The organism is Verrucomicrobiia bacterium (assembly GCA_019634625.1).
Taxonomy (GTDB): domain Bacteria; phylum Verrucomicrobiota; class Verrucomicrobiia; order Limisphaerales; family CAIMTB01; genus CAIMTB01.
In genome coordinates, this window is record JAHCBA010000059.1 from 1 (window position 1) to 23669 (window position 23669).

A 23669-nucleotide genomic window follows, 5' to 3' on the forward strand; every position below is an offset into this window, starting at 1 on the left:
TACCATTCGAGGCGCTCCCATCCCGGGGTTGACGGTGCTGCGCGATCTGCGGGTCGATGCGGTGGGGTGATGCGCATCGACGAATGCCGTCTTTCCCTCGACCAGCCCGTGCATGCCGATGCCTTGAATGTGGGCATTGGAGAACCAACAGTCAGTCTGGAGGAAGTTGAGGACTCGTCCCAAGGGGTGCCTTCAAGGGTGGCAACGGAGACCTTCCTCCCTGACATTATGGGGCCGAAATCGCCCCCCATTGCACTGCAAGAGGAAGACGTTATCCAATGGCGCCGGGCATTGACGGAGGGTCCCAACTCTGGCGGGGTAGGGGTCAGTCACCTGCACCCGTAATCCGCCTCCAGGAGCATTCATGGCAAAGTGCCCGTGCCAACACTGCGGCCAACCCCTTGAGTTCCCCGAAGAACTGGCCGGACAGGGAGTGGCCTGCCCCTCATGCGGCCAATCCACACAACTGGACCGTCTCCCCGTCCCAATTCTGCGCATTCCAGCGGCACGCGGTTCCGGGGCTCGAACTGCGGTTTCCACACCGGTCAATGCGTTGGCCCATCGCATCCTCGACAACGTCGAGACGGTCGTGCTGGGGAAGCGGCCCGAGATCCTGAGGATCCTGGTGGCTCTGCTCTCCGAGGGGCATGTTCTCATCGAGGACGTCCCAGGCGTCGCCAAGACCATGGTGGCCCGTGCCCTCGCCCAGAGCGTGGGCGGCACCTTCAAACGCATTCAGGGCACACCGGATCTCCTGCCCAGCGACATCACAGGGACGTCGGTCTTCGACCCGCGAACCACGATGTTCGACTTCCGTCCCGGCCCGCTCTTTGCCCAGTTCGTGCTCGCTGACGAGATCAACCGGGCCACCCCGCGGGCCCAGGCCGCGCTCCTCGAAGCCATGGCGGAACGGGCAGTTACCGTGGATGGCGCTCATCGCCCCCTCGAACGCCCCTTCTTCCTGATCGCCACTCAGAATCCAGTGGACCACGAAGGCACCTTCCCGCTCCCGGAAGCGCAATTGGATCGGTTCCTCATCCGGTTGAGCCTCGGATACCCGACAATGGAAGAGGAGGGGCGCATGCTGGAACGTCTCCAACTCGGACATCCCATCGAACGCCTCGAACCCGTGGTGACAGCTGAGGAACTGGTGGCAGCGCAGGACGCCGTTCGTGCCGTGCCCGTTGAGGCACGCGTGCGTGAGTACATCCTCCGCCTTGTCCGAGCGACGCGGGAACACGATGCCGTGCGCCTCGGCGGCAGTCCCCGTGCCAGCCTCGCACTCTTCCGCGCCGCTCAGGCCCTCGCCGCCATACAGGGCTACGACTTCGCCCTGCCCGACGACGTCAAGGAACTGGCACCCGCCGTCCTGTCGCACCGCCTCGTGCTCCGCCCCGAAAGCCGGTTGCGCAAAGCCACTGCCGCGTCGGTCATCGACCAGGTGCTGGATCGGGTTCCCGTTCCCACACTGGGAAGGGAGGGTTGACGCGATGCGCTGGTGGCTGGGAGCGGCGGCGTTGCTGGTGCTGGGTTGGATTCTCGGACTGGGACTCCTCGTGTATGCCATGTACGCCTTCTTCGGCGTCCTCTGGCTGGGACGCCATCTGGCCGCCCGCTGGACCGGGCGCATCCGGGTCGACCGGTTCGTACCTGCGGCCTTGGTGGAGATCGGCGAAACGCTCGCCATCAGGTTGACGCTCCACAACGAAACCGGAGGCCGGATCCCCTGGCTGCTCATCGAGGAATCCCTCCCGATCGCCGCCCTGACCCAGGTGCCCCCACGCCTTCGAGCCACCGGCCCGCGCGTGGCCGTCCTGTCCCTCCGACGCGGTGAGCATCGTGTCTTCGAATACCAGGTCACCTTCCTCCTCCGCGGCTACTACCGCATCGGTCCAACCCTCCTCGAAAGCGGGGACCTCTTCGGACTCTACCGCCGGTATCGGACCGCCACCGAGCCATCCTTTGTCCTCGTTCCTCCCAAGGTGGTTCCGCTCGAGGGGTACGATCTGGCATCCCGACGCCCCATCGGCGAGGTGCGCATGCAACATCGCCTGTTCGAGGATCCCACCCGGGTGCGGGGCATACGTCCCTACGAACGCGGCGATACGCTGAACCGGATTCACTGGCGCGCTTCCGCCCGCACCGGTGCCCTGCAAAGCAAGTGCTTCGACGCCTCATGCGTCGCCGGTGCCAACCTGCTGCTCGACCTGCACCGGGACGGTTTCGCCCCTGCCCGGCGACCTGCCATGAGTCCGGAACTCGCCCGACGAGTGGCACGCCAACTCCCCCAGGCGGCGGACGCCCATCCCAGCGACCAGGAATCGGCCTGGATCGAACTCGCCATCACCACCGCCGCGTCTCTGGCCAATGCAGTCTTCGAACTGGGCGAACGCGTCGGTCTCGTCACCAACGGCCGCGATGCCGCCGAACGCCACCGTACCGAGGGACTCGGGTGTGCCTTCCGAACGCGATCCCTCGCCCGGACCAGCCTCGATCACACCCCCTCCAGCGACCGCTTGCAGCCGGTGACCGTCGAGACTCGACGCGGACCGGAACAGCTCCAGCGGATCCTCGACGTGCTGGCCAGGATCGAGATCACCGACGGACTTCGGTTCCATGAGCTGGTGGACGAGACGGCTTCGCGGCTCCCAAGGGACGCCACCGCGGTCGCCATCCTGTCCCAGGTTCCAGAAGAGGTCGCCATCGCCCTCGGCCAGCTGCGCCGCGGCGGCTTCGCCGTGTTCGTGGTGCTCGTCAATCGGGAGGAGACGCAGGTTTGCGACTGGGCCAGCCCACCGGACTGGGCCGACCGCCTGATGGCCGAGGGCATCCCGTTCCGTCAGGTCCGGGACGAATCGGATCTCAGCCAGCTCTGCGCCGAGCGATTGATCCGCTGAACGCCGCCGCCGCCTCGCCATGTTCCCTCCCCCGCGAAGACCTCAACCCAGCCTGGCGGACCACGTCGGGACGGTCGTGACGCCCGTCCTTATCATGGCCATGGTGGGCAGCCTGGTCTTCTACCTCATCGAGGTGGGGTATGCCGGTCCGTACCGGCTCCAGATCCGCTGGATCCTGTTCTGGTTCACGATCGCCGCCGTGCTGGTCTCCCGGATCTCGATCCGCCAGGGACCGGCCTTTGGCGGGTTGTACGGAACCTTGCTCGGTCTCGCCACCGCCTTCCGATTGATCCACCTCTTCGGCGTCCAGTGGCTGCCCCTGCTCCTCCTCGGCGGAATCTGGTGGTGCGCCAGCAAGCTGACCTGGGACTGCACCCCGCTGGATGACGAGGCCGATGGCTCGGGCCAAGGCCTTTGGGACCGCGCCGGATTCGGGGAACGCCGCACGACCGATCCTCCAACCAACATGCCGCCGGACCTGGCACCCGCACCACCGCACGCCGGAACGCCACCACCGCATCCGCCGGGCCTGTGGGTCGTGTACTTCTCGCTGGGCGCCCTGCCCCTGTTCGCCATGGGACACTGGCTGCTGGCCATGGACGACGCGGAAGCGCGCTGGAGCGCGTTCGCCTGGCTGGCAGTCTATCTGGCGTCCGCTCTCGGCCTGCTACTGACCACCAGCCTGCTCGGCTTGCGGCGTTACCTCCGCCGCCGCTACCTCGTGATGCCCGCCTCCATGGCGCGGTCCTGGGTGACCCGCGGGGCCTTGATGATCCTCGCCGTCCTGTTCGCCGCGATGTGGCTGCCACGACCGGACGCCGTCGAGACGCTGGGCGGCGCACTGGCCCGCGTCCGTGCGGTGCCCCAACGCGCCTCCAAACACGCTCCGCCATGGGGCGATCCCGCCGAAGGATCCGGGCGCCCCTCGGACCGGTCGCCGGGCGATGTGTCCGTTCCCGGATCCCGCGAAGGGGACCGGTCACCCCGGGGCTCCGAGTCCGATCCGGATGCTGCCACTCCAGGTTCCGGAGTCCCCAGGACCGCCGGCTCCGAAGGCGGCCAGGGCGGTCAACCCGCCGAAGGCGACGACACCCATGACGGGGAATCCCCGTCTTCGTCGCCGGACCATCCCTCGCCGGGATCCTCGCCGAGTCCGCCCTCGACGCCCTCCCTGCCCCCCCAGACGATGTCCGCCCTCCGCTGGATCATGGGCATCCTTGGAGTCCTGCTGGCGGTGTGGGTCCTGATTCGCCTGGGTCGCGAAGCCTGGGCGGCCTGGACACAACGCCGGCAAGACGCCCCCCAAAAGCCCGGTCGGTCAGGACCCGACCCCACGCCCGGGCCGCGTCCCTTCGCCGAGTTCCGAAATCCGTTTCGCACCGGTGAAGCCGGCCGGTTGGCATTGGGCCAGCTCGCGGCGTACACCTTCGCCGCCCTCGAAGCCTGGGCAGCGGAACGTGGCCAGGCACGGACACCCGACCGGACCCCGTACGAGTTCGCAAGGTCCCTGTCCCGGGCGTTCCCGGGCCTCTCCGACGAATTCGCCGGTGCGGTGCGGCTCTACGTCTGGGCGGCCTACGCTCCGGAATCGGCACCTCCCGCATCGATCGACACCCTTCAGCGAACCTGGGCCGCACTTGAGAGTGGCGTTGCGCTCAGGACTTGAGCCCCTTGATGGGCCGCTGGCGGTCCGCAGTGAGAGTGGCACTCCCGTTCCAGCTCTCAACCATCTCGTACCACTTCGTGTAGGGACGCACAGCATTGGTGTTGCTGAAGTGACCCCAGAATTGTTTGAGACCCAGGTAGATGATGTTCTCGCCCTCGAGGCCGGCGTCGGAGCCGTTCCAGCCGTCGTTCCGGATGTACCCGCCCTCGCCCGGGACCCAGTCGCGGTCGTCCGACGTGGTGTCGGTAACCTGCTTGGACAAACCGCCCCCTTCGATGGTGACCTTCGAGGCCGCCGCGCAGCCGATTCGGTAGAGTTCCGGATTCTCGTTGATGTCGTCGTGGGCCTCCTTCCATTCCGCCCCTTCCTTCCGCCAGAACGTCCCCCGGGCCTTGTCCACCTCCCAGTACTTGGGGTTCATCTTGAAGTCCGTGCGACCGCCGGTGAACGCGTACTTCTTCTTCCGCGCAAACTCGACGACCCCCTTCCGCGCCCCCAGATGCCGCATGAGATGGTCCTCCGCCTCCTTGCCGTTGCCGCCTTGCAGCGCGAAGACACGGGGCGAATGGAACATGGAGGTGAAGATCTCGAAGCCGACGTCCTGCCCCCGGTCCAGCAGCTCGTAGGAATACACATCGCCATCCTTCTTCAGGTACTGATGGAAGCTCGGCAGATCGGAACCGGGTGGCATCCGGACCTTTCGCTGCACGGGGACGTCGGGCGCCCCACCCGCCATGACCCGCCGCAACCGCTGGGCCAGGGGCTCACCGGGCCCCCCCGCCTCATCCCCCATGGCGCCCCCGGAATCCGGGACGGACTCCGCAGCCCGTCGCCCCAGCACATCCGCTTCATGTTCGAGTGCTGGATCGTCGAGGATCGGTCCGCCCATGGCCTGAGCCGGAGCTCGAACCCGACCCGATGACTGTTGGACAACGTGGACGAGTTCATGCCCGAGGAGGCTTCGTCCGTGCGCGGTATCGGGGGCGTACTCGCCCGCGGCGAAATGCAGATCCGTGCCCCGGGTGTACGCCCGGGCCCCCAGACCTTCCGCGCGGCCATCGCAATGCACCCGCACGGGGCTGAGATCCCAGCCCAGCCTCCGTTCCATGGGAGCGCGCACATGCCCGGGCAACGCCTGGCCCGGCCCGGCGGGTGGTCGAGTGGCGAGATGATGCCAATGCGGATTGGCGTGCCCGCGGCCCCCGGCCGGGCGGCCCGACGACGCCTGTACTCTCGAGGCAACACGCTCGGGAACAGCCAGCCGGGCAGTCTGCAGGAGACGCATAGGCGGCTTCATCCAGCCCTTGCCCCCGTCCTGAAGCAAGCGTCAAACCCGGCAGTCCGAGACTTCCGGTGCATCCCGGAGTTGTGGGTGAGGAGTCAGCGAATCGGAGGGACGAGCTCCGCGAGTCCTCAATCCATGGCACCACTCCGCTGCGGCCTCGTGGAACTCGGCCCTCCGAGGCAACGCTTCGCGAAATTTGCACCTCTCCCCACAACCTCGGGATGCACGGGTGACCAAGTGAGGGCTGATTTCCGAGGCGATCCGGATGAGGCGGCATGGGATGGCTGTCAATAATTGTATGCCTGGCTTACTATATTTTTCCACGTCCCAGCGACGACCATGCTACACACACCCCACCCCATACCAGACCCAGACCCGGCTTGCCCGCGGGCTGGCACCCCGGCAGCGTCTCCTCCCGTAGTCCGAACAAGGCGCTCACCCGAACTCCCCCACCCCACCCCACCATGGCCTCGCACGCCACCCACCCCTTTCCTCGCTGCCAGCGTCCAGCCCTGCTGGCGGCCCTGCTCACGGGGTTTCCAATCGCGGGCCTCTCCTCCCCCCCGGAACCACCCCGCCTGACCGTGCAGCGAGACCAGGTGAACGTCGTGATCTCCTGGACCGGCACCGGCACGCTCGAGTCGGCTCCGACTGTCACCGGTCCGTGGGAACCGGTCGCCACGGCAGCCAACCCCCATCGCATGGAACAACCCGTGGGGACGGCCTGGTTCCGGATCCGCCAATCCCACCTGGTCACCCTCCTCCGCGCCGGAACCGGGAGCGGAACCGTTCGCTCAACGCCCGCCGGCCTCGATTGCGGCGCCACCTGCGAACAGGTCTTTGCCGCGGGGACCACCCTGACCCTCCGGGCGGAACCCGACGCCGGGTCGTCCTTCGAAGGCTGGAGCGGGGATTGTTCGGGGACCGGCGACTGCGACATCGCGCTCGACCAACCGCGTACCGTCACCGCGACCTTCACGTCGGCGCCGACCGCCGGCGGCTTCGTCAATGGCGACTTCGAGCAAGGACCCAACGTCGGCTGGGAACAGTACCCGGGGCCGGTCATCTTCCATGCCTCGGTCCTCGGCCAGGCCCAACCCCACTCCGGCCAGTACGCGGCCTGGCTCGGCATGGATGGCGACGGTCGTCGCATCGCCCAACTGGGACAGCGCATCACCCTCCCGAATCGACAACCCCTCTACCTGAACTTCGCCGCCTGGGTCTATTCCGAGGAAATCTGCGATGTTCCGTGGTACGACCGCCTCACCCTCTATGTGAACGACCAGCCCGTCATCCGCAACGAACGAGTCTGCCGGGGCGGCGGCACCGACGGCTGGCAACGCTTCAGTCTCGACCTCAGCCCCCTCGCCGGACAATCCGCCTCATTCGTGTTCGAAATGTCCTCCGTCGATGCACTGGCCAGCGTGCTGCTCCTCGATGACATCACCGTTGCCGACGCCCCCTGGGCGGCCCTGCCATAGCCCCGTGCCGGCCGTCCTCCCGATCCATGACCGGCCCGCTCCCTGCAAACCCCGCTCCCTTCGCACCCGCCCGGAAGGCCTTCCAGCCTCGGATCATGCCCGGCCATAAACGCTGGTTCGCGGCCGGCCTGGGGGCCGTCGGCTGCCTCGCCGCCGACAGCGTGGTCGTCTTCCATGAAATCCAGTTCCATCCCTCCACCGCAGTGGGGGACGTCGAGTGGATCGAGTTCCGAAACCTGATGGCGGTCGATGTCGAAATGTCGGGCTGGCGTCTGGAAGGCGGTGTCGCCTTCACCTTCCCCCAGGGCACCGTCCTTCCCGGAGGCGGCCATCTCGTCGTGGCATCCAGCCCGGCGACACTGGAACTCGCAGCCGGGCTGACCCAGGTCCTGGGACCCTTCACCGGACGCCTCGCCAACGAAGGCGAACGCCTCGACCTCCACAACCATAACGGCCGGCGCATGGATTCCGTCCGATACGGCATCGACGCCCCCTGGCCGGTCGGCCCCACCGGCTCCGGAGCCACGCTGTCCAAGCGCTCCCCCTATCGGGCCAGCGCCGACCCCGCAAGCTGGACCCACAGCGCCCGCCTCGGTGGCACGCCCGGCCGCGCAAATGACCCCGCTCCCGAAGCCCAGCCAGCCTCGCCCCGGTTCCATGAGGTGTCCGGAGCCGGCGACGCTCCCTTCCTGCTGGAACTCGCCAACCCTTCGGAGCAGCCCGTGCCCCTGGCCGGGTTCCATGTGCGACGGGCAGGTTCGGGAGGCGGCACCTATGCCTTCCCCGACGACACACACATCGCCGCGGGCGGGTGGTTCACCCTCTCCGCCGATACACTCGGTTGGCGGCCCGCAGCCGGAGACCGGCTGTTCCTCCTCGGCCCCGACGGCACAGCCTTGCTGGATGCCGTCCGGATCACCGCCTGGGGACAGGCTCGGGACGACGAAGACCGCTGGTCCCGTCCGGCCCACCCCACCTTCGGAGCCGCCAACGTCTTCCCGCGCCCTCCCGACATCGCCATCAACGAGATCCAGTACCATCCCCGGTCGCAACCCGCCCGCCCGGCCACCTTCGAAGATCGCGTCGCTCTGCCCTTCGATGCCCGTTGGCGATACTTCCAGACCGGCGCCCTCGCCGGACCCGCCTGGCGCCAACCGGCCTTCGATGATACCTCCTGGCCCGTCGGACGAGGCGTGTTCTTTGTCGAGGACGCCGCCCTGCCCGCACCCAAGAACACCCCGCTCGTCCTCGGTCGCCTGACCTACTACTTCCGGACCACGTTCGTCCTCGACGGCTTCCCGTCCGACTTCGACTGGTCCCTGCGTCCCCTCATCGACGACGGCGCGGCATTCTACCTGAACGGAACCGAGATCCATCGACTGAATCTTCCTGCCGGTCCCCTGACCCCCACCACCCTCGCCTCCACCGCCGTCGGCGACGCCACCCTCGGCGAACGCCTCCCCGTGCCCCGCGAAGCCCTCCGACCCGGCACCAATGTCCTCGCCGTCGAAGTCCATCAGGCCTCCGCCGGCAGTTCTGACATCGTCTTCGGACTCGAGTTGTCCGGCCAGCGCCTGGTGTCCCCAGCCGTGCCTTCCCGCGAATCCACCGAGGCCTGGGTCGAATTGTTCCATCACGGCACCGAACCGGCCGACCTCGACGGCTGGCGCCTGACCGATGGGATCCGCTTCACCTTCCCGCCCGGCACACGACTCGATCCCGGCGAATATCTCGTGGTGGCGGCCGACGCCGCCGCCCTCCGCCGGCAGCATCCCGGCATCCGTATCCTCGGCGACTTCGAGGGCCGCCTTTCGCGCCGCTCCGACCGCGTCACCCTTGTCGAAGCCAACGGCAACCGGGTCAGCGAGGTCCTTTACCATGATCGTTTCCCCTGGCCCTCCGCGGCCGACGGCGGAGGCTCGACCCTCGAACGGCTCGACCCTCGGGCAGACGGCCGCCAACCCGAAGCGTGGGCCGCCAGCGACGAATCGTGGCAGGGCGTTTGGAAACACTACGCCTATACCGCCACCGCCCAGGCCGACGGCGGACCCACCCGTTGGAACGAACTGGTGCTGGGCCTCCTGGCGGCCGGCGAGGCGCTGATCGACGACGTGCGCGTCACCGAATCCCCCGGTTCCCCCTCCGCACGGGAACTCGTCCTCCATGGCACCTTCGACGCCGGCACCGAAGGCTGGCGACTCCTGGGAAACCACCGCCGCTCCCGCGTGGTACCCGATCCCGAGGATCCCTCGAATCCAGTCCTCCACCTGGTGGCCTCCGGCCCCACCGAGCACATGCACAATCATCTCGAGACCACCTTCGCCGACAACGTCCCCCTCGTGAACGGCCGCACCTACCGGGTCTCCTTTCGTGCCCGCTGGATCACCGGCAGCCCGCGCCTCCATTCCCGCCTCTACTTCAACCGCCTCGCCCGCACCACCGTCCTCGACACCCCGGATCTCACCGGCACGCCCGGCCGCCGCAATTCACGCTGGGTCGAAAACCTCGGCCCCTCCTTCCGCCACCTTCGCCATCACCCCGTCGTCCCCGCCGCCAATCAACCCGTGTCCGTCCACGTCGACGCCACCGACCCCGACGGCATCCAGCGTGCCCTGCTCTGGTGGAACCGGGCCGGCACAGGCTGGCAGAACATCGAAATGGCCCGCGAAGGTCACGACGGCTTCGTCGGCAACCTCCCCGGATACCCCGGCGCCTCCGTCGTTCAGTTCTATGTCGAGGCCTCCGATTCCCGGGGCGCCCGCTCCACAGCCCCGCCCGCCGGACCCGACTCCCGCGCCCTGTATCAGGTCCAGGACGGCCAGGCGCTCGATCCGCGCCTGTCCCACCTCCGGATCATCATGACCGCTGCGGACTCGGCCTTCCAGTTCGCCACCACCAACCTGATGAGCAACGAGTCCCTGCCTGCAACCGTGGTCAGCGACGAGACCGAGGCGTTCTACGATGTGCACGTCCGCCTTCAATCCAGCCAGCGCGGACGCCCCTCCCAGGCCCGCGTCGGGTTCACCCTCAATTTCCCCGCCAATCAGCTCTTCCGCGGCGTGCATCCGACCGTCACCCTCGACCGCAGCGGCGGGTACTCCGGACGAGGCGGACCCCAGGACGAAATCGTCCTCCGCCACATCATCAACCAGGCCGGCGGTCTGCCCGACATGTACAACGACCTGGTCCGCGGAATCTTTCCCCGCCCCCTCGAAGGCCGCCGCAATGGCGTGGCCCAGCTCCTCATGGCCAAGTACGGCGATGACTACCTCGATGACGCCTTCCCCAACGGCAGCTGCGGCGACCTCTACAAACTCGAACTCATCTACTTCCCCACCACCTCTGTCGCCAACGACCCTCACCGACCCAAACTTCCCCAACCCGACGAGGTCATCGGCACCGACTTCACCGATCGCGGCGACGATCCCGAAGCCTACCGCTGGCATTTCCTCCTCGAGAACCGCCGGGACGACGACGACTTCGCTCCCATCATGCGCCTCGCCCGCGCCATGGGCCTCCCGGGTCCGGCCCTCGAGACGGAGACGCGCGCCCTCATGGATCTCGACCAGTGGGCCCGCGCCTTTGCGCTCAAATCCCTCAGCGGCGACGCCGACACCTATGGCTTCGGCTACCCCCATAACCAGGTCATTTACTTCCGGCCCGACAATGGCCTGGCCCTCGCGTTCCCCTGGGACATGGACTTCGCCTGGACCCGCAATCCGTCCGACTCGCTGCTCGTGGGCGGCAACCTCGGACGTATCCTCGCTCTCCCCGCCGACCTGCGCCGCTTCTACGGCCATGTGTGGGAACTCCTCGAAGGCGCGTTCCACCCCGACGCCGTCTCCCGCTGGACCACGCACTATGGCCAGCTCGCCGGACAGAACTACGGCGGTGTCCTGACCTACATCCGACAGCGGAGCAACGCCGCCCGCAGCCAGTTGCCGGCGCCCGTGCCGTTCCGCCTGACTGCCCCGCCCAGCCCCGAACTCCTCACCGCAGCCGGCTCTCTCGACCTCTCCGGCACCGCCTGGATCGATCTCAAAGATCTCGCCATCCGCTCACCCGCCTCCCCCGGCGACGTCCGCTGGACCTCTGTCACCCACTGGCGCACCGACCTCCCCCTTCTCCTCGGTCCCAACTTCATTGAGGTAACCGGATTCGACTTCGCAGGGCGTCCCACGGCCACACACACCCTGACCGTGGTCTCCACCGCCGCCCACAGCGCCCCTGACGCCGACGGGGACGGCATGCCGGACGCATGGGAATGGCGCCATGGACTCGATGCCGACACCTCCGACGGAGACCAGGATGCCGACAGGGATGGCATGACCAACCTCGAGGAATACCTCGCCGGCACCGACCCGCGCGATCCCCGCAGCCGGCTGGTCCTCGTGGCCCGCCACGAACCGGCAGGACTGCGCATCCAGTTCCGCGCCGAACCCGGCCGCGCCTACCTCCTGGAACGTTCCGACTTCGGCCCCCTCGGCCCGTGGTCTCCCGCGTCCTCCTGGCCCGCCAGCCTCCAGGCCGGCGAGCACTCCTTTCTCGACCCCGCCCCACCGGGACACACCACCCGATTCTTCCGCCTCCACCTCCAGACCGGCACTGGATCCCCCATGACCGTCGAAGGAACGCCGCCTCCGGAGGGATGATCTCGGCGGGTACCCAAACCTTCCGAGGCGCGCCTTGGGAACGGTTTCCGCTCCGGGAGCCGCGTACTGCACCAACGCCTGCGCCAATGCATCGGTGGACCGGCTTCCGATAGCATAGCGGAATCAGATTGCAGGGCAGGCATACCTTTGTTGACGCAATAATCTTATTATAGATGGTCAGGCATACTGTTGTTGACGCCATGCTCTCGCCCAGGAATCCGATAATCGGTCAGGCAGACCATTGTTGACGCCACGTTCTTGCCCAGCACCCCAGAAATGAAATGCCACCCGGCTGCTGCGGATGCCCTTCTCCGCCCTGCTCGCGGATCGTCAACAATACACTGCCGGGCTTTTTATTACTTGATCAATAACTACTAGCCCGCCTTGTTATCTACCAAGCCAGGACACTCGCGATGGAATCTGGGTCCGCCCGGTGCATCCCGGAGTTGTGGATGAGGTGCGAACTCCGCCCAGCGGCGCTTCGGAGGGCCAAGTTCCATGAGGCCGCAAGGGTGGGGAGCGTTGGGTTGAGGACTCGCAGAGCTCGTCCCTCCGATTCGCTGCCTCCTCACCCACAACTCCAGGATGCACGAGGGTCCGCCCCCAGCAGAACTGCGCACTCGAATCCCCGGTCGCACCCCCATAAGCTTGGCCCCGGTGAGCAATCCGCGACGCGCCATCCTTGCCCTCGAAGACGGCACCCTCTTTCACGGCACCGCCTTCGGGGCCCGGGCCACGGTGGTGGGTGAAGTCTGCTTCAACACCTCGATGACCGGCTACCAGGAGATCCTCACGGATCCCTCATACAAGGCCCAGATCGTCACCATGACCTACCCCCTCATCGGCAATTACGGGGTGAACCGTGTCGATGTGGAATCCTGGCGCCCCCACGCCGCCGGCTTCGTCGTCCGCGAATTGTCCCCCGTGGTCAGCAACTGGCGCGCCGACCTTCCCCTCGCCGATTACCTCTACGAAAACGGCATCCCCGGCATCGCCGGCATCGATACCCGTTCCCTCACCAAACGCCTCCGCGTCACCGGCGCCCTCAAGGGCTGCCTGTCCACCGACGGCTCCCTCGCCGACGCCGATGCCGTCGCCCAGGCCCGCGCCTGGAACGGCCTCGTCGGCGTCGATTACGTCAAGGAAGTCACCCACCCCGCCGTCTTCGATTGGGATGACGCCAAACACGACAGCGGCGCTTTCCGCCTCATCCAGGGAAATACCGCCCCCGAGTCCCCACGCACCCTCCGCGATCCCCTCCCGCCCGCCGATATCCCCATCGTCGCCTACGACTTCGGCATCAAGTACAACATCCTCCGCCGCCTCCGCCAGTGCGGCTTCAATGTCCGCGTCGTCCCCGCCACCACCCCGGCCGCCGAAGTCCGCCAATCCAACCCCGCCGGCGTCTTCCTCAGCAACGGCCCCGGCGATCCCTCCGCCCTCGGCTATGCCGTCCGCGAAGTCCGTTCCCTCGTCGATTCCGGATTGCCCGTGTTCGGCATCTGCCTCGGTCATCAAATCCTCGCCCAGGCCTTCGGTGGCCGGACCTTCAAACTCAAGTTCGGCCATCGCGGCGCCAATCAACCCGTCAAGGACCTCACCTCCGGCCGCGTCGAAATCACCTCCCAAAACCACGGCTTCGCGGTCGATCCCCAATCCCTCCCCCCCGAGGTCGCCGTGGACCGCATCAACCTCAACGACGGCACCGTCGAAGGCCTTCGCCACCGCTCCAAACCGGTCTTCTGTGTCCAGTACCATCCCGAAGCCTCCCCCGGTCCCCACGATTCCGCCCCGCTCTTCCAGGAGTTCCGCACGCTGATCACGACGCGCTGATCGCCGTGCGCCAACCGCCAACCGCGGTGCCTGACCGCCTCCGGGCAACCCCATGCCCCCCACTCAACCCGGCCACCACGTCCTCCTCGTCGAATGCGGTGACCAACCCGGCCTCGTCCACGCCATCACCGGCGTCCTCCTCTCCCACCGCACCAACGTCGTCCGCAATCATGAATTCGTGGACACCCCGACCGCCCGCTTCTTCATGCGGACCGAGTTCGATGGCACCGTCGATCCCGCTGCCCTCCTCGCCGCAACCCGGGCTGTCCTCCCCCCCGACGCCTCCGTCCGCCTGGCCGCACCCCGCCCCAAAAAGGTCGTCATCCTCGCCTCCCGCGAACATCACTGCCTCGCCGACCTCCTCGTCCGCCACGCTTACGGAGAGCTGCACGCCCAAGTCCTTGCCGTCATCGCCAACCATCCCGAACTCGAACCCCTCGTCCGCCGCTTCGATCTCCCCTTCCACCATGTCCCCCACGCCGGCCTCGACCGCGATGCCCACGAAGCCGCCCTCCTCCAGACTCTCGCCCAATACACCCCCGAATTCCTCGTTCTCGCCAAGTACATGCGGGTCCTCTCCAGCCCCTTCGTCGCCCGCTTCCCCAGTCGCATCGTCAACATCCATCACTCCTTCCTCCCCGCCTTCGCCGGCGCCCGCCCCTATCACCAGGCCTTCGACCGCGGCGTGAAGGTCATCGGCGCCACCGCCCACTTCGTCACCGCCGATCTCGACCAGGGCCCCATCATCGTCCAACAGGTCATCCCCGTGGACCATTCCCACACCGCCGAACACCTCCGCCAGTCCGGACGCGACATCGAACAACTCGTCCTCGCCCGTGCCCTCCGCCTCGTCTTCGATGACCGCGTCTTCCTCTGCGCCAACCGCACCGTGATCTTCGACTGATCCACCCTCCGACCTCCGACCCCAATCTCCCACCCTCCGCCCTCCGCCCCATGACCTCCCATCCGCTCCGCACCTCCGTCATCGGTTCCTACCCCTTCCCCGGCTGGCTCGAACTCGCCAGCCGACGCCTCCGCCGCTTCGGTCCCGACGACCTCGCCGAACTCCAGGAAGACGCCGTGGTCGCCGCCCTCCACGACCAGTTGGCCGCCGGCCTCGACGTCGTCACCGATGGCGAACAAACCCGCCTCGACTTCAATCTGTCCTTCTACGGCCACCTCGAAGGCATCGCCCTCGAATCCTCCCCGCCCCGGCGCTTTGGCCCGCCCGCCCATGACCAGCGCGGACGCCATCCGATCACCGGCGAAATCCAGGCCCCACGAGGCCTCGGGGCCGTCGCCGAGTTCCGCCGCCTCCAGCGCTGCGCCGAAGCCCTCCGCCCCGATCCCGCCACCCGGCCCGCCCTCAAAGCCTCCGTCCCCGGCCCCTACACCCTCTCCGGCCGCCTCGTCCCCAATCCCGACCTCGGCTACCCGGACCGCTGGGCCGTCACCGAAGCCCTCCTCCCAATCGTCCGCCGCGAACTCGAAGACCTCGTCGCCGCCGGCTGCGCCGAAATCAGCGTCGATGAACCCAGCATGAGCTGCTACGCCCATCGCGAGGATCCCCGGCGCTTCGTGGACATCTTCAACCGCACCGTCGAAACCGTCGCCGGCCGGACCCGCCTCTGCACCCATCTCTGCTTCGGCAATTACAGGGGACGCGCCGTCGGCCCCCGCGTCCTCGCCCCCATGTTCCCTGCCTTCCTCGATTTCCGCTGCGACGAAATGCACGTCGAGATGGCCAGCCGCGAATTCGCCGAACTCGATGCCATCACCCCGATCGCCGCCCGTTGCGACGTCGCCGTCGGCGTCATCGACGTGAAGAGTTACTACCTCGAGACCCCCGACGACATCGCCCGCCGCGTCCGGCGCTGCCTCGAACTCGCCCCCGCCGACCGTCTCGTCTTCGCCCCCGACTGCGGACTCAGCCAGACCGCCCGCTGGGCCGCCCGTCGCAAACTCGCCAGCCTCGTCACCGGCGTCGCCCTCGAACGGAAAAGGCTCTGACCCGGCGGCGCTCCAATCCCGGCGGGACCCCGTCGTGGCGGTCCGACGGGATCGTTCCATCGTAATCGGTCTCGCATCCCATCGGCGCATGGAGTAACCACTGCCAGCATCATGACTGCGCCTTTTCCCACCCTCCTCGCGATGCTCGGATGGCCCGAGATCATCGGCATTCTCATTGTCCTCGGCTTCCTGGCATTGGGGGCGGCCGTTGTGGTGGGCCTTGTGGTCTTCCTGATCCTCCGCTCCACTCGAAGCCCGAACAGCCCGAGCCGCCAAACCGCACCCCCATCGCAGCCGTCCCCGCCACCGGTGCAGGAAAATGTGCAACTCGAGTCGAATCAGGCAGGATCCCGTGGCGAGGGCGCCGTCTCCGCACACGACCCGCGGGAAACGGCGTCTTGATCCGCCGGAATGGGGACCGCCGGCGACTCGCGCGACAACGCCACCACCGAGGCGAGCGCGCACAGGATTCCCAAACCCTCCACAACACCAATCCTCTCGCCCAGCACCAGCACCGCGATGGGCACGCTGACCACCGGGTATAATCCGCTCAACGGCGCAACCACCGCCGCCTTCCCGCCCCGTGCATAGGCCGCCAGCATCGAGGCATTGCCCAGGGCCAGAAAAAATCCCAGCGCCAGCCCCAAACCCCACACCTCTCCCGTCATCGCCTCCGGCCACGATTCGCGCCACGCCAGCACCATCCCCACCGGCACGTACGCCAGCAGATAACAGAACGCCGCCAGCTCGGCGACCACATGGCGGGTCGCAACCTTCTGCAGAAACCCCGACATGCCCCAAAGCGCGATGGGCACCAGCGCCAGGACCACCGCCGACGAAAGCCAACCGCCCCCGCCAGGCCCGTTGAACAGCCAGATGGCCGCCAGGGACAACCCCAGCCCCAGGCACTGCACCCGGTTCAATCGCTCCCCCAGAATCCATACCGCCAGCAGCACCGTCACCAGTGGATACATCGCCGTCAATGACACCACCGTGGCCACCTTCTCACCCCTCCCCAACACCCCGTAATACGCCACGTTCCCCAGGCAGGTCACCGTCCCTCCCGCCATCGCCAGTCCAATGCCCCGCCATGCCCCCTTCCGCCAGGCACCGCGGCTCCGCACCGCAAGCGCCCCCAGCAGGGGCAACATCCCCAGCGTGGACAAGGCCTGGCTCCCCCCGGCCGATAGCGCCTCGCCCAGCCCCCGGGATAACACAGCCCAAATGCCCCATGACCCGAGGGCGATACATGTCCAGACCCACCACGCAGGCATGACGCCATCCAACCCCAGCCTCTCACCACACTCAACCGCGCGGTGCCCCTGCCTCCGGTGCATCCCGGAGGTGTGGGTGAGGAGGGAGCCAGTCGGAGGGACGAGCTCCGCGAGTCCACAAGCCAGCGCTCCACACCCTTGCGGCCTCGTGGAACCCGGCCCTCCGAGGCGACGCTTCGCGAAGTTCGCACCTCTCCCCGCAACTCCGGCATGCACGCCCCACCCCTCAACGGAGTTCCCGGAACCGCCCGTCCATCCCCAATACCGACCATTGGCTCACGTCCGGTCCGTCCCACACCAGCCGCCAGCCCCGGATATCCGCCGCCGCCAGTTCCGCCAGCAGGTCGGGCTCCAACCCCGGCTCCAGCCACGGATCGAATAGAAACTCCTCCCAGAAGTTGTGGTGCCCCGGCCGGTAGGTCTGTGAGAAATCGCCCCGCAATACCACCGGCCTCGACGTGAACCCCGTCACCGTCGTCTCCACCCACGCCTGCAACGGCGCCGTGTACCCCGCCACAATGCCCTTCGGCTCCGGCGGCCAGTAGAACTCGGTCCGCACTTCCCATCCCCCCTTCCGTCCCATCCGCTCCTGCCGCTTGCTGCCCGGTCCCACCGGCGTCAGCGGCACCAGATTGACGCTCTCGCGCGAAGTGGTCGTGTTGGCGATCACCCCGTCAGACCGGACCTCCAGCGTCGGTTGCGGGCTGGCATAGCGCGCCTCCCACTCGACCCGCGCATCCTGGAGCACCGCCACCGGCCCGGCCCCGTTCGGCACATGGATCCCTCGATGCACCCGCAACCGCCAGGTCGCCCAGTCCGATTCCCAGGCGTCCTCGGTCGCCTCCTCGCCGAGACCATACCGGTACCCGGGCAACGTCGCGATCGGACCCGCCAGCGTCCGTTCCTCCAGACCCTCGATCCAGCGCCCCTCGACGCGATCGAACAGCGTCTCCCCAAGCGACGCCTCGTCCCAACGCGTGTGGCGTGTCTCGAATTCCCAGAACGACTTCAGCCGGTGCAGCGCCATCAATTCCCCGAATTCCCCCTGTTCCACCCCCCAGCGACCCTCCGTGTTCAGCAGCCAGAACGTCACCGGACCCTGCTCGGGAGGCAACGGCAGCGGCCGGATCTGGTTCACACTCAACCGGTCGTCCGGCGCCAGCTTCTTGTATTCGAAATCGAGGATCCACCGGTCCTGCGGCGGCATCACCCGCTCCCATTCCCGGCTCGCCGCGTCGAGAAGGCCGTAGAGTTCCTCGTACTCCCCCGTCCACTCCAGCACCTCGCCCCCCAGCGGCACCAGACTCGACCGCGACTCGACCTCGAAGAACGGCGGCCCGGACGAAAACCGCGTGACCTTCACCACCTCAGGCCGCGCGCCCCCCTCCGGATTGCTCACCGACACCGCCCCCACCTGCGTCACCAGGGTCCCGTTGATCGTCCGCAACGCGCCGCTTCGCCGGATCTCCATCGTGGCCACCCCGTTCGCCCGCTCGATCTCGTCCGGCGCCGAGTAATGCACCAGCACGGCCATCCCGACGTCCGCCTCGTTCACCCCGTGCCGCAACCGCTCGAGAAACGCATTGTCGTTGAAGAAACTCGCGTACACCCGGCGCAACGCCCGGAACACCCCGCGCTCCGCACGCTCCTCCGGATCGCACCGGCTCGGCCCCGCCGTGTCGTCGTCCAGATCGTCCGCCAGACATCCGCTGTAACTGTCGTACAACCCCGCCCCGATGAACTGTTCGCTGTCCTCCATGTTCGTCGAACTCCGGAACCGGATCTTCCGCATCGGATCGAACCCCGCCCCCACCAGCGCCTCCAGAATCGCCTGCTTCTGCACCGGCGTGAAATCCGCCCGGTTCCTCACCCCATCCCGCACCTCCGCCAGCGCCGTCTGCACCGCCCCCATGTCCGGCGGCCACGCAAACCCTCCCAGCCTCGCCTCCACCCACGCCCCAAGTGTCCCCCCACCCGCCCATCCCTGCTCCAGAAACGCATCCCACAGGTCGAACGTGAAGGCGATCGCCGGCGACGGCGAGTTCCCGGGCAACGATTGCCTCAGGATTCCGAAGTTCGCCGCCTTCCCCCCCACATGCCTCAGATCCCCCGGCCCCAGCGGATCCACCGCCACATGAAACACGCCTCGCGCCGCCTTGGGCTCGATGTCCAACCGCGGCGCCGCCTTGTGCGCCAGAATCGCCTCCCGCATCGGGGCCTCGATCTCACTCCCCATCGGCCACACCCACACCTCGCAACCCAGAAACTGCTGCACCGCCCGCACCAGAACCTCCCGCCCCGCCCACCCCCGCAGCGCCTCCTCCGCCTCCTCCCCCGCCAGATGCACAAACGGAATCCCAAACGACTTCGCCAGGAGCGCCACATGCGAGTTCGGCGTGGCCGGGCTCAACGACACAATCCCCGCCAGCGGCGGCACCTCCGCCGGCACCGCCTCCGTCAACAGCACGTCGTCCGGGCGCAACCTCCCCTCCCGGTACGCCGTCCCGATCTCCGCCGCAGGCACCCACGTCATCCGGCCCAGCGCCCATCCCGGCGCGTAACACTCGTCCCCGGTCACCCATCTCCCCGCCGTCCCCACCGGAATCCCCTGCCCCGCAAACCAGTCGCGATGTTCCCGCGCCACCTCCGCCTGCTCGAACGTCGGCAGGTAGAACGCCGCCAGATTCTCAGGCCCAAGGATCGCCGCCCGCACCGTTCCAAACCACTCGGCCACCGCCTCCCGCGGATAGGCATCGTGCCCCACCAGTTGAATCGCCACCTCCCGCAGTTCCGGCGTCGGCGGAAACAACACCGCCCCCAGCACCGCCCGCTGCCCCGCCACCCTCAATGTCACCGCATCGAACTCCGCCCGCGTCATCCCCCGGAACGCCGGCATTCGTTCCACCGCGAAATCGTAGTGGAACCGGTACCGCCCGCTGTCCTGAAAAATCACCCGGTCCGGCCGGTCCAGCTCGATCGCAAACTTGATCCACCTCGCCTCCAGCTTCCAAGGCGGCGGTTCCTCCGACCGAAACGCCTCCTCGCCCACCCCCTGCACCAGGTTCTTCCAGTCGTCCTCCCCAGTCCGCAGTCGCAGCAACCCCCGATAAAACACGCCCGGCACCCCAACCGCCGTCCGGTCCACCACCCCTTCCAGCGGTCCATGACCCCGCACCCATTCGCCCCATTCCCCCAATGCCCCGGCCCGCTCCAACACCACCACCTGGTCCGCCGCCGCCGTCACCCCCAGCACCGGCCGCCCCATCCCATCCCTTCCCACTCCCATCTCCGCCGCCCCTCCCTGCAGCCCCGCCATCCACCCCATCCCAATCACCGCCCCAACCACGCCGCGTCCCACCCGCAACAACATCCTTCGCATGCCCTCAACCCACTCATGCCTGACCCACCCGATCCAATCCCCCAATCGGGGCACCCGATCCCCCTGGCTCCCGTCCCAGTACCCCCGACGACGACGCCGCAATAAACTGCCGCATGCGGCATCCCACTTCGGCCCCCTGAAACAAGATCACGCCGTGCGACGCATCCTCCATCTCCTCGTACCGCGCCCCCCGGATCAGCTCGGCCAGACGCCGCCCGTACCGCGGCGGAGCGATCGGATCCTCCGCCGCACTCAGCACCCACGTCGGAATCCCCTCAAGCTCGCCCAATCGCCCGGACCCACCGTGCCGCCGCAGCGCCCCAACCTGGCGTCCCACCACCCCCGGCCATTCCGCCAGATCCCGCCCAATCCATGCCGCCACCCGCCCCGCCACGGCGTCCAGATCCCCCATGGCCCGGTGCCGCCTTGACATCAGCATCCCCAGAAATGCCCGCCGCCGCATTCCCCGCGTCCCCAACCGCGTCCGCATTCCCATCCATATCGACCATGGCGTCAGGCGCGCCCCGTCCCGCCCCCGCGCAAAGGTGCAGAGCAGCGACAGACTCCGCACCCGCCCCGGATGATCCAACGCCAGTTGCTGCGCCACCACACCCCCCATCGAATGCCCCACCACATGCGCCGAACGCCATCCCGCCGCCTCCATCAGCGCCGCCGCATCCCCCGCCATCGCCTCGATCGTGATCGGCCCCCCGCACGGCACGCTCCGCCCAATCCCCCGATGGTCGAAGAACAAGACCGAATGGTCCCGCGCCAGCTCGTCCACCAGCGGACGCCACCCCTCCCCCGTCACCCCCACCCCCTGGATCATCAGCACCGGCGCCCCAATTCCGGAACGCTCATAGTGCAGGGTCACATCCTCGCGCCTTAACGTCGCCACCCCTCCATCGTCCCCAATCCCTCTCCGCCCCCGCAATTCCCCGACAGGGGTACCCCAATCGGGTGATGCCACTTTCAGGTCTCAGGTCTCAGGTCTCAGGTCTCAGGTCTCAGGTCTCAGGTCTCAGGTCTCAGGTCTCAGGTTACGAGAACGGGAACGAGGACTGCTGAAAAACTAAGATGCCGCACCCCCCATCCGGCACCCCCCACGGCGCCTCGTTGACGCCCCCCCGCCCTCCCCGCTACACACGCCTCCGCATGGCCCATCCCATCGGCATCATCGGCGGCACCGGACTCTACCAGATCGAAGGCTTCACCGACACCCGCTGGGTCAAGGTCCGCACCCCCTTCGGTCCCCCCTCCGACGAACTCCTTACCGGCCGCCTCGCCGGACGCGAGGTCGTCTTCCTCCCACGCCATGGCCGCGGTCACCGCCTCCTCCCCAGCGAACTTCCCCACCGCGCCAACATCTGGGCCCTCAAGAAACTCGGCGTCGCCTGGATCGTCTCCATCAGCGCCGTCGGCTCCCTCCAGAAACGTTACCGCCCCCGCGACATCGTCTTCCCCGACCAGTTCCTCGACCGCACCAAGCAGTCCGCCACCCACACCTTCTTCGGCCGCGGCATCGTCGCCCACGTCGGCTTCGCCCATCCCATGTGCGAAGACCTCCGCCGCATCCTGGTCGCCAGCGCCCGGCGCCTTCGCATCCGCTGCCACGACGGCGGCACCTACGTCTGCATGGAAGGCCCCGCCTTCAGCACCCAGGCCGAATCCCTCGCCAATCGTGCCGCCGGTCACGCCGTCATCGGCATGACCAACCTCGGCGAGGCCAAGTGCGCCCGCGAAGCCGAAGTCGCCTACGCCACCGCCGCCATGGTCACCGACTACGACTGCTGGAACGAGGACGACCACGTCAGCCTCCCGGTGGTCATGGAACATCTCCACGCCAACGCCGCCACCGCCCAGCGCCTCATCCTGGAAGTCCTCCCGCGTATCCCGGAAACCCCGTCGTCCCGCGCCCATTCCGCCCTCAAAACCGCCCTCCTCACCGCCCCGGAACTCTGGCCCGCTCGCACCGTCCGCGAACTCCAGCCCATCCTCGCCCCTTATCTCAAAAACCCCTGACCGCCTGCTATCCCATCCCCCGTTCCCGCGCCTCGTCCCGCAACCGCTGCAGCACCCCCTCCACGCTTCCCCGCAACTTCAGCGCCTCCACCACCGGACCCGCCATCAACTCCGAGACCTGCGGAATGTGCCCCTCCTCGTGCTCCCCGATCTCCCGGACGCTGTCCACCACCAATCCTACCAACCCGAGGCCCGCGGGCGGCGCCTCCATCTGGAGCACCACCACACACGATCGCTTCGCCGATTCGTTCGCCAACCCCGTTCCACCCGCCCTCAGGTCCACCACCGGAACGATCTGGCCCCGCAACCGAATGACCCCCCGCAGCACCGATACCCCCTGTCGCGGCGTCGGCAGGCTCGGCAATCGCACCACCTCCCGCACCACCTTCACCGGCACCGCACAAAGCGCCTCCCCCAGCACCATCGCCACCTGACGCTCCGCCATCCGGCCAGCGCCGGATTCCGCGGGGTCCTGGGTCACAACTGCATTCACTCCGAGGGTCTATCGGCCGTTTGCGCCTTCCGCTTGATGCGCATCAAGGCCCGGCCCCAATCTCCATGCTACCTCCTTTCCCCATGAGCAACGCTCCGACCGACCATCCCATCGACGTCCGTTCCATCCCGCCCCGCGACCGGCACCCCACGATCTTCGACACCTGGCACGCCCTTCCCGAAGACGGCGCCATCCTCCTCACCAACGATCACGATCCCATCCCCCTCTACTACCAGTTCGCCGCTGAATGGACCGGTCAGTTCCACTGGGATTACCTCCAGCAGGGCCCCCAGGTGTGGCAGGTCCGCATCCGCAAGGGACCCTTCCCCGACCCCGGCTTCCAACCCAAACCCGGCACCCGCGGCTCCTGCCGTCCCGCCGCCGTTCCCATCGCCTTCGTCCCCTCCCACACCCTCGATGTCCGTCCCATCCTCGATGCCGGCGGCAGCCCGTGCGATGCCATCGAAGACGCCGTCTCCCGCCTCATCCCCGGGCAGTCCCTCGTCATCCTTGCCCCGTTCGAACCGGTTCCCCTCTACACCAAGCTCGGGCGTTGCGGCTTCGGTCACCGCACCACCCACCTCCCCGATGGCTCCTGGCGCGTCGAGTTCCTGCCGGAATCCGATGCCAGCGCCGAATCGTTCGCCGGATGCGGTTGCCATGCCGGGTAGAAATCT

Annotated in this window: 15 protein-coding genes; 10 read left to right on the forward strand and 5 right to left on the reverse strand. The window is 67.7% G+C overall.

The window, feature by feature from the left end; translation table 11 throughout:
• Positions 1–364 precede the first annotated feature (364 nt).
• Genes KF833_22385 through KF833_22395 form a run of 3 tightly spaced genes read left to right on the forward strand, consistent with a single transcriptional unit; the run spans position 365 to position 4563 of the window.
• Complete coding sequence (locus tag KF833_22385; protein MBX3748065.1) at positions 365–1486, forward strand: AAA family ATPase; 1122 nt, start codon at positions 365–367, stop codon at positions 1484–1486.
• Positions 1487–1490: 4 nt separating this feature from the next.
• Entirely contained in the window at positions 1491–2897 is a 1407-nt protein-coding gene (locus tag KF833_22390; GenBank protein ID MBX3748066.1) for a DUF58 domain-containing protein, read from the forward strand.
• A gap of 19 nt (positions 2898–2916) precedes the next feature.
• Complete coding sequence (locus KF833_22395; GenBank protein ID MBX3748067.1) at positions 2917–4563, forward strand: DUF4129 domain-containing protein; 1647 nt, start codon at positions 2917–2919, stop codon at positions 4561–4563.
• Here the strand turns inward: KF833_22395 and KF833_22400 are convergent.
• Positions 4553–5860, reverse strand: a complete 1308-nt coding sequence (locus KF833_22400) for a DUF4157 domain-containing protein (GenBank protein ID MBX3748068.1) — start codon at positions 5858–5860, stop codon at positions 4553–4555. The two genes, KF833_22395 and KF833_22400, sit on opposite strands and share 11 nt — an antisense overlap.
• A 452-nt stretch (positions 5861–6312) precedes the next feature.
• On the opposite strand from KF833_22400, the gene KF833_22405 reads away from it, so the two are divergent.
• From KF833_22405 to KF833_22425, 5 genes are all read left to right on the forward strand, one after another.
• Positions 6313–7329, forward strand: a complete 1017-nt coding sequence (locus tag KF833_22405; GenBank protein MBX3748069.1) for a hypothetical protein — start codon at positions 6313–6315, stop codon at positions 7327–7329.
• A gap of 26 nt (positions 7330–7355) precedes the next feature.
• On the forward strand, positions 7356–11981 hold the full coding sequence (locus KF833_22410; GenBank protein MBX3748070.1) for a lamin tail domain-containing protein: 4626 nt from the start codon (positions 7356–7358) through the stop codon (positions 11979–11981).
• A gap of 585 nt (positions 11982–12566) precedes the next feature.
• The gene (carA, locus tag KF833_22415; protein MBX3748071.1) at positions 12567–13814 is read left to right on the forward strand and encodes a glutamine-hydrolyzing carbamoyl-phosphate synthase small subunit; all 1248 of its coding nucleotides are present in this window, start codon (positions 12567–12569) and stop codon (positions 13812–13814) included.
• A 52-nt stretch (positions 13815–13866) separates the two neighbouring features.
• Positions 13867–14718 (forward strand): formyltetrahydrofolate deformylase, encoded by an 852-nt coding sequence (gene purU, locus KF833_22420; protein ID MBX3748072.1) that lies wholly within the window; start codon positions 13867–13869, stop codon positions 14716–14718.
• Between the two features lie 50 nt (positions 14719–14768).
• A complete protein-coding gene (locus KF833_22425) occupies positions 14769–15824 on the forward strand; it encodes a cobalamin-independent methionine synthase II family protein (GenBank protein ID MBX3748073.1) in 1056 nt (351 codons plus the stop codon).
• A gap of 338 nt (positions 15825–16162) precedes the next feature.
• On the opposite strand, the gene KF833_22430 is transcribed toward KF833_22425, so the two are convergent.
• From KF833_22430 to KF833_22440, 3 genes are all read right to left on the reverse strand, one after another.
• Positions 16163–17098: a DMT family transporter gene (locus tag KF833_22430; GenBank protein ID MBX3748074.1), complete on the reverse strand. Its 936-nt coding sequence runs from the start codon at positions 17096–17098 to the stop codon at positions 16163–16165.
• Between the two features lie 226 nt (positions 17099–17324).
• Positions 17325–20477, reverse strand: a complete 3153-nt coding sequence (locus KF833_22435; protein ID MBX3748075.1) for a hypothetical protein — start codon at positions 20475–20477, stop codon at positions 17325–17327.
• Positions 20478–20490: 13 nt separating this feature from the next.
• The gene (locus KF833_22440) at positions 20491–21306 is read right to left on the reverse strand and encodes an alpha/beta fold hydrolase (GenBank protein ID MBX3748076.1); all 816 of its coding nucleotides are present in this window, start codon (positions 21304–21306) and stop codon (positions 20491–20493) included.
• Positions 21307–21632: 326 nt separating this feature from the next.
• Between KF833_22440 and mtnP the strand changes: the two genes are divergently transcribed.
• Complete coding sequence (mtnP, locus tag KF833_22445) at positions 21633–22499, forward strand: S-methyl-5'-thioadenosine phosphorylase (protein ID MBX3748077.1); 867 nt, start codon at positions 21633–21635, stop codon at positions 22497–22499.
• Positions 22500–22506: 7 nt separating this feature from the next.
• Here the strand turns inward: mtnP and KF833_22450 are convergent, their stop codons facing one another.
• A complete protein-coding gene (locus KF833_22450) occupies positions 22507–22992 on the reverse strand; it encodes a chemotaxis protein CheW (protein MBX3748078.1) in 486 nt (161 codons plus the stop codon).
• A gap of 83 nt (positions 22993–23075) precedes the next feature.
• Between KF833_22450 and KF833_22455 the strand changes: the two genes are divergently transcribed.
• Positions 23076–23663, forward strand: a complete 588-nt coding sequence (locus tag KF833_22455) for a DUF2249 domain-containing protein (GenBank protein MBX3748079.1) — start codon at positions 23076–23078, stop codon at positions 23661–23663.
• The last annotated feature ends 6 nt before the right edge of the window (positions 23664–23669 follow it).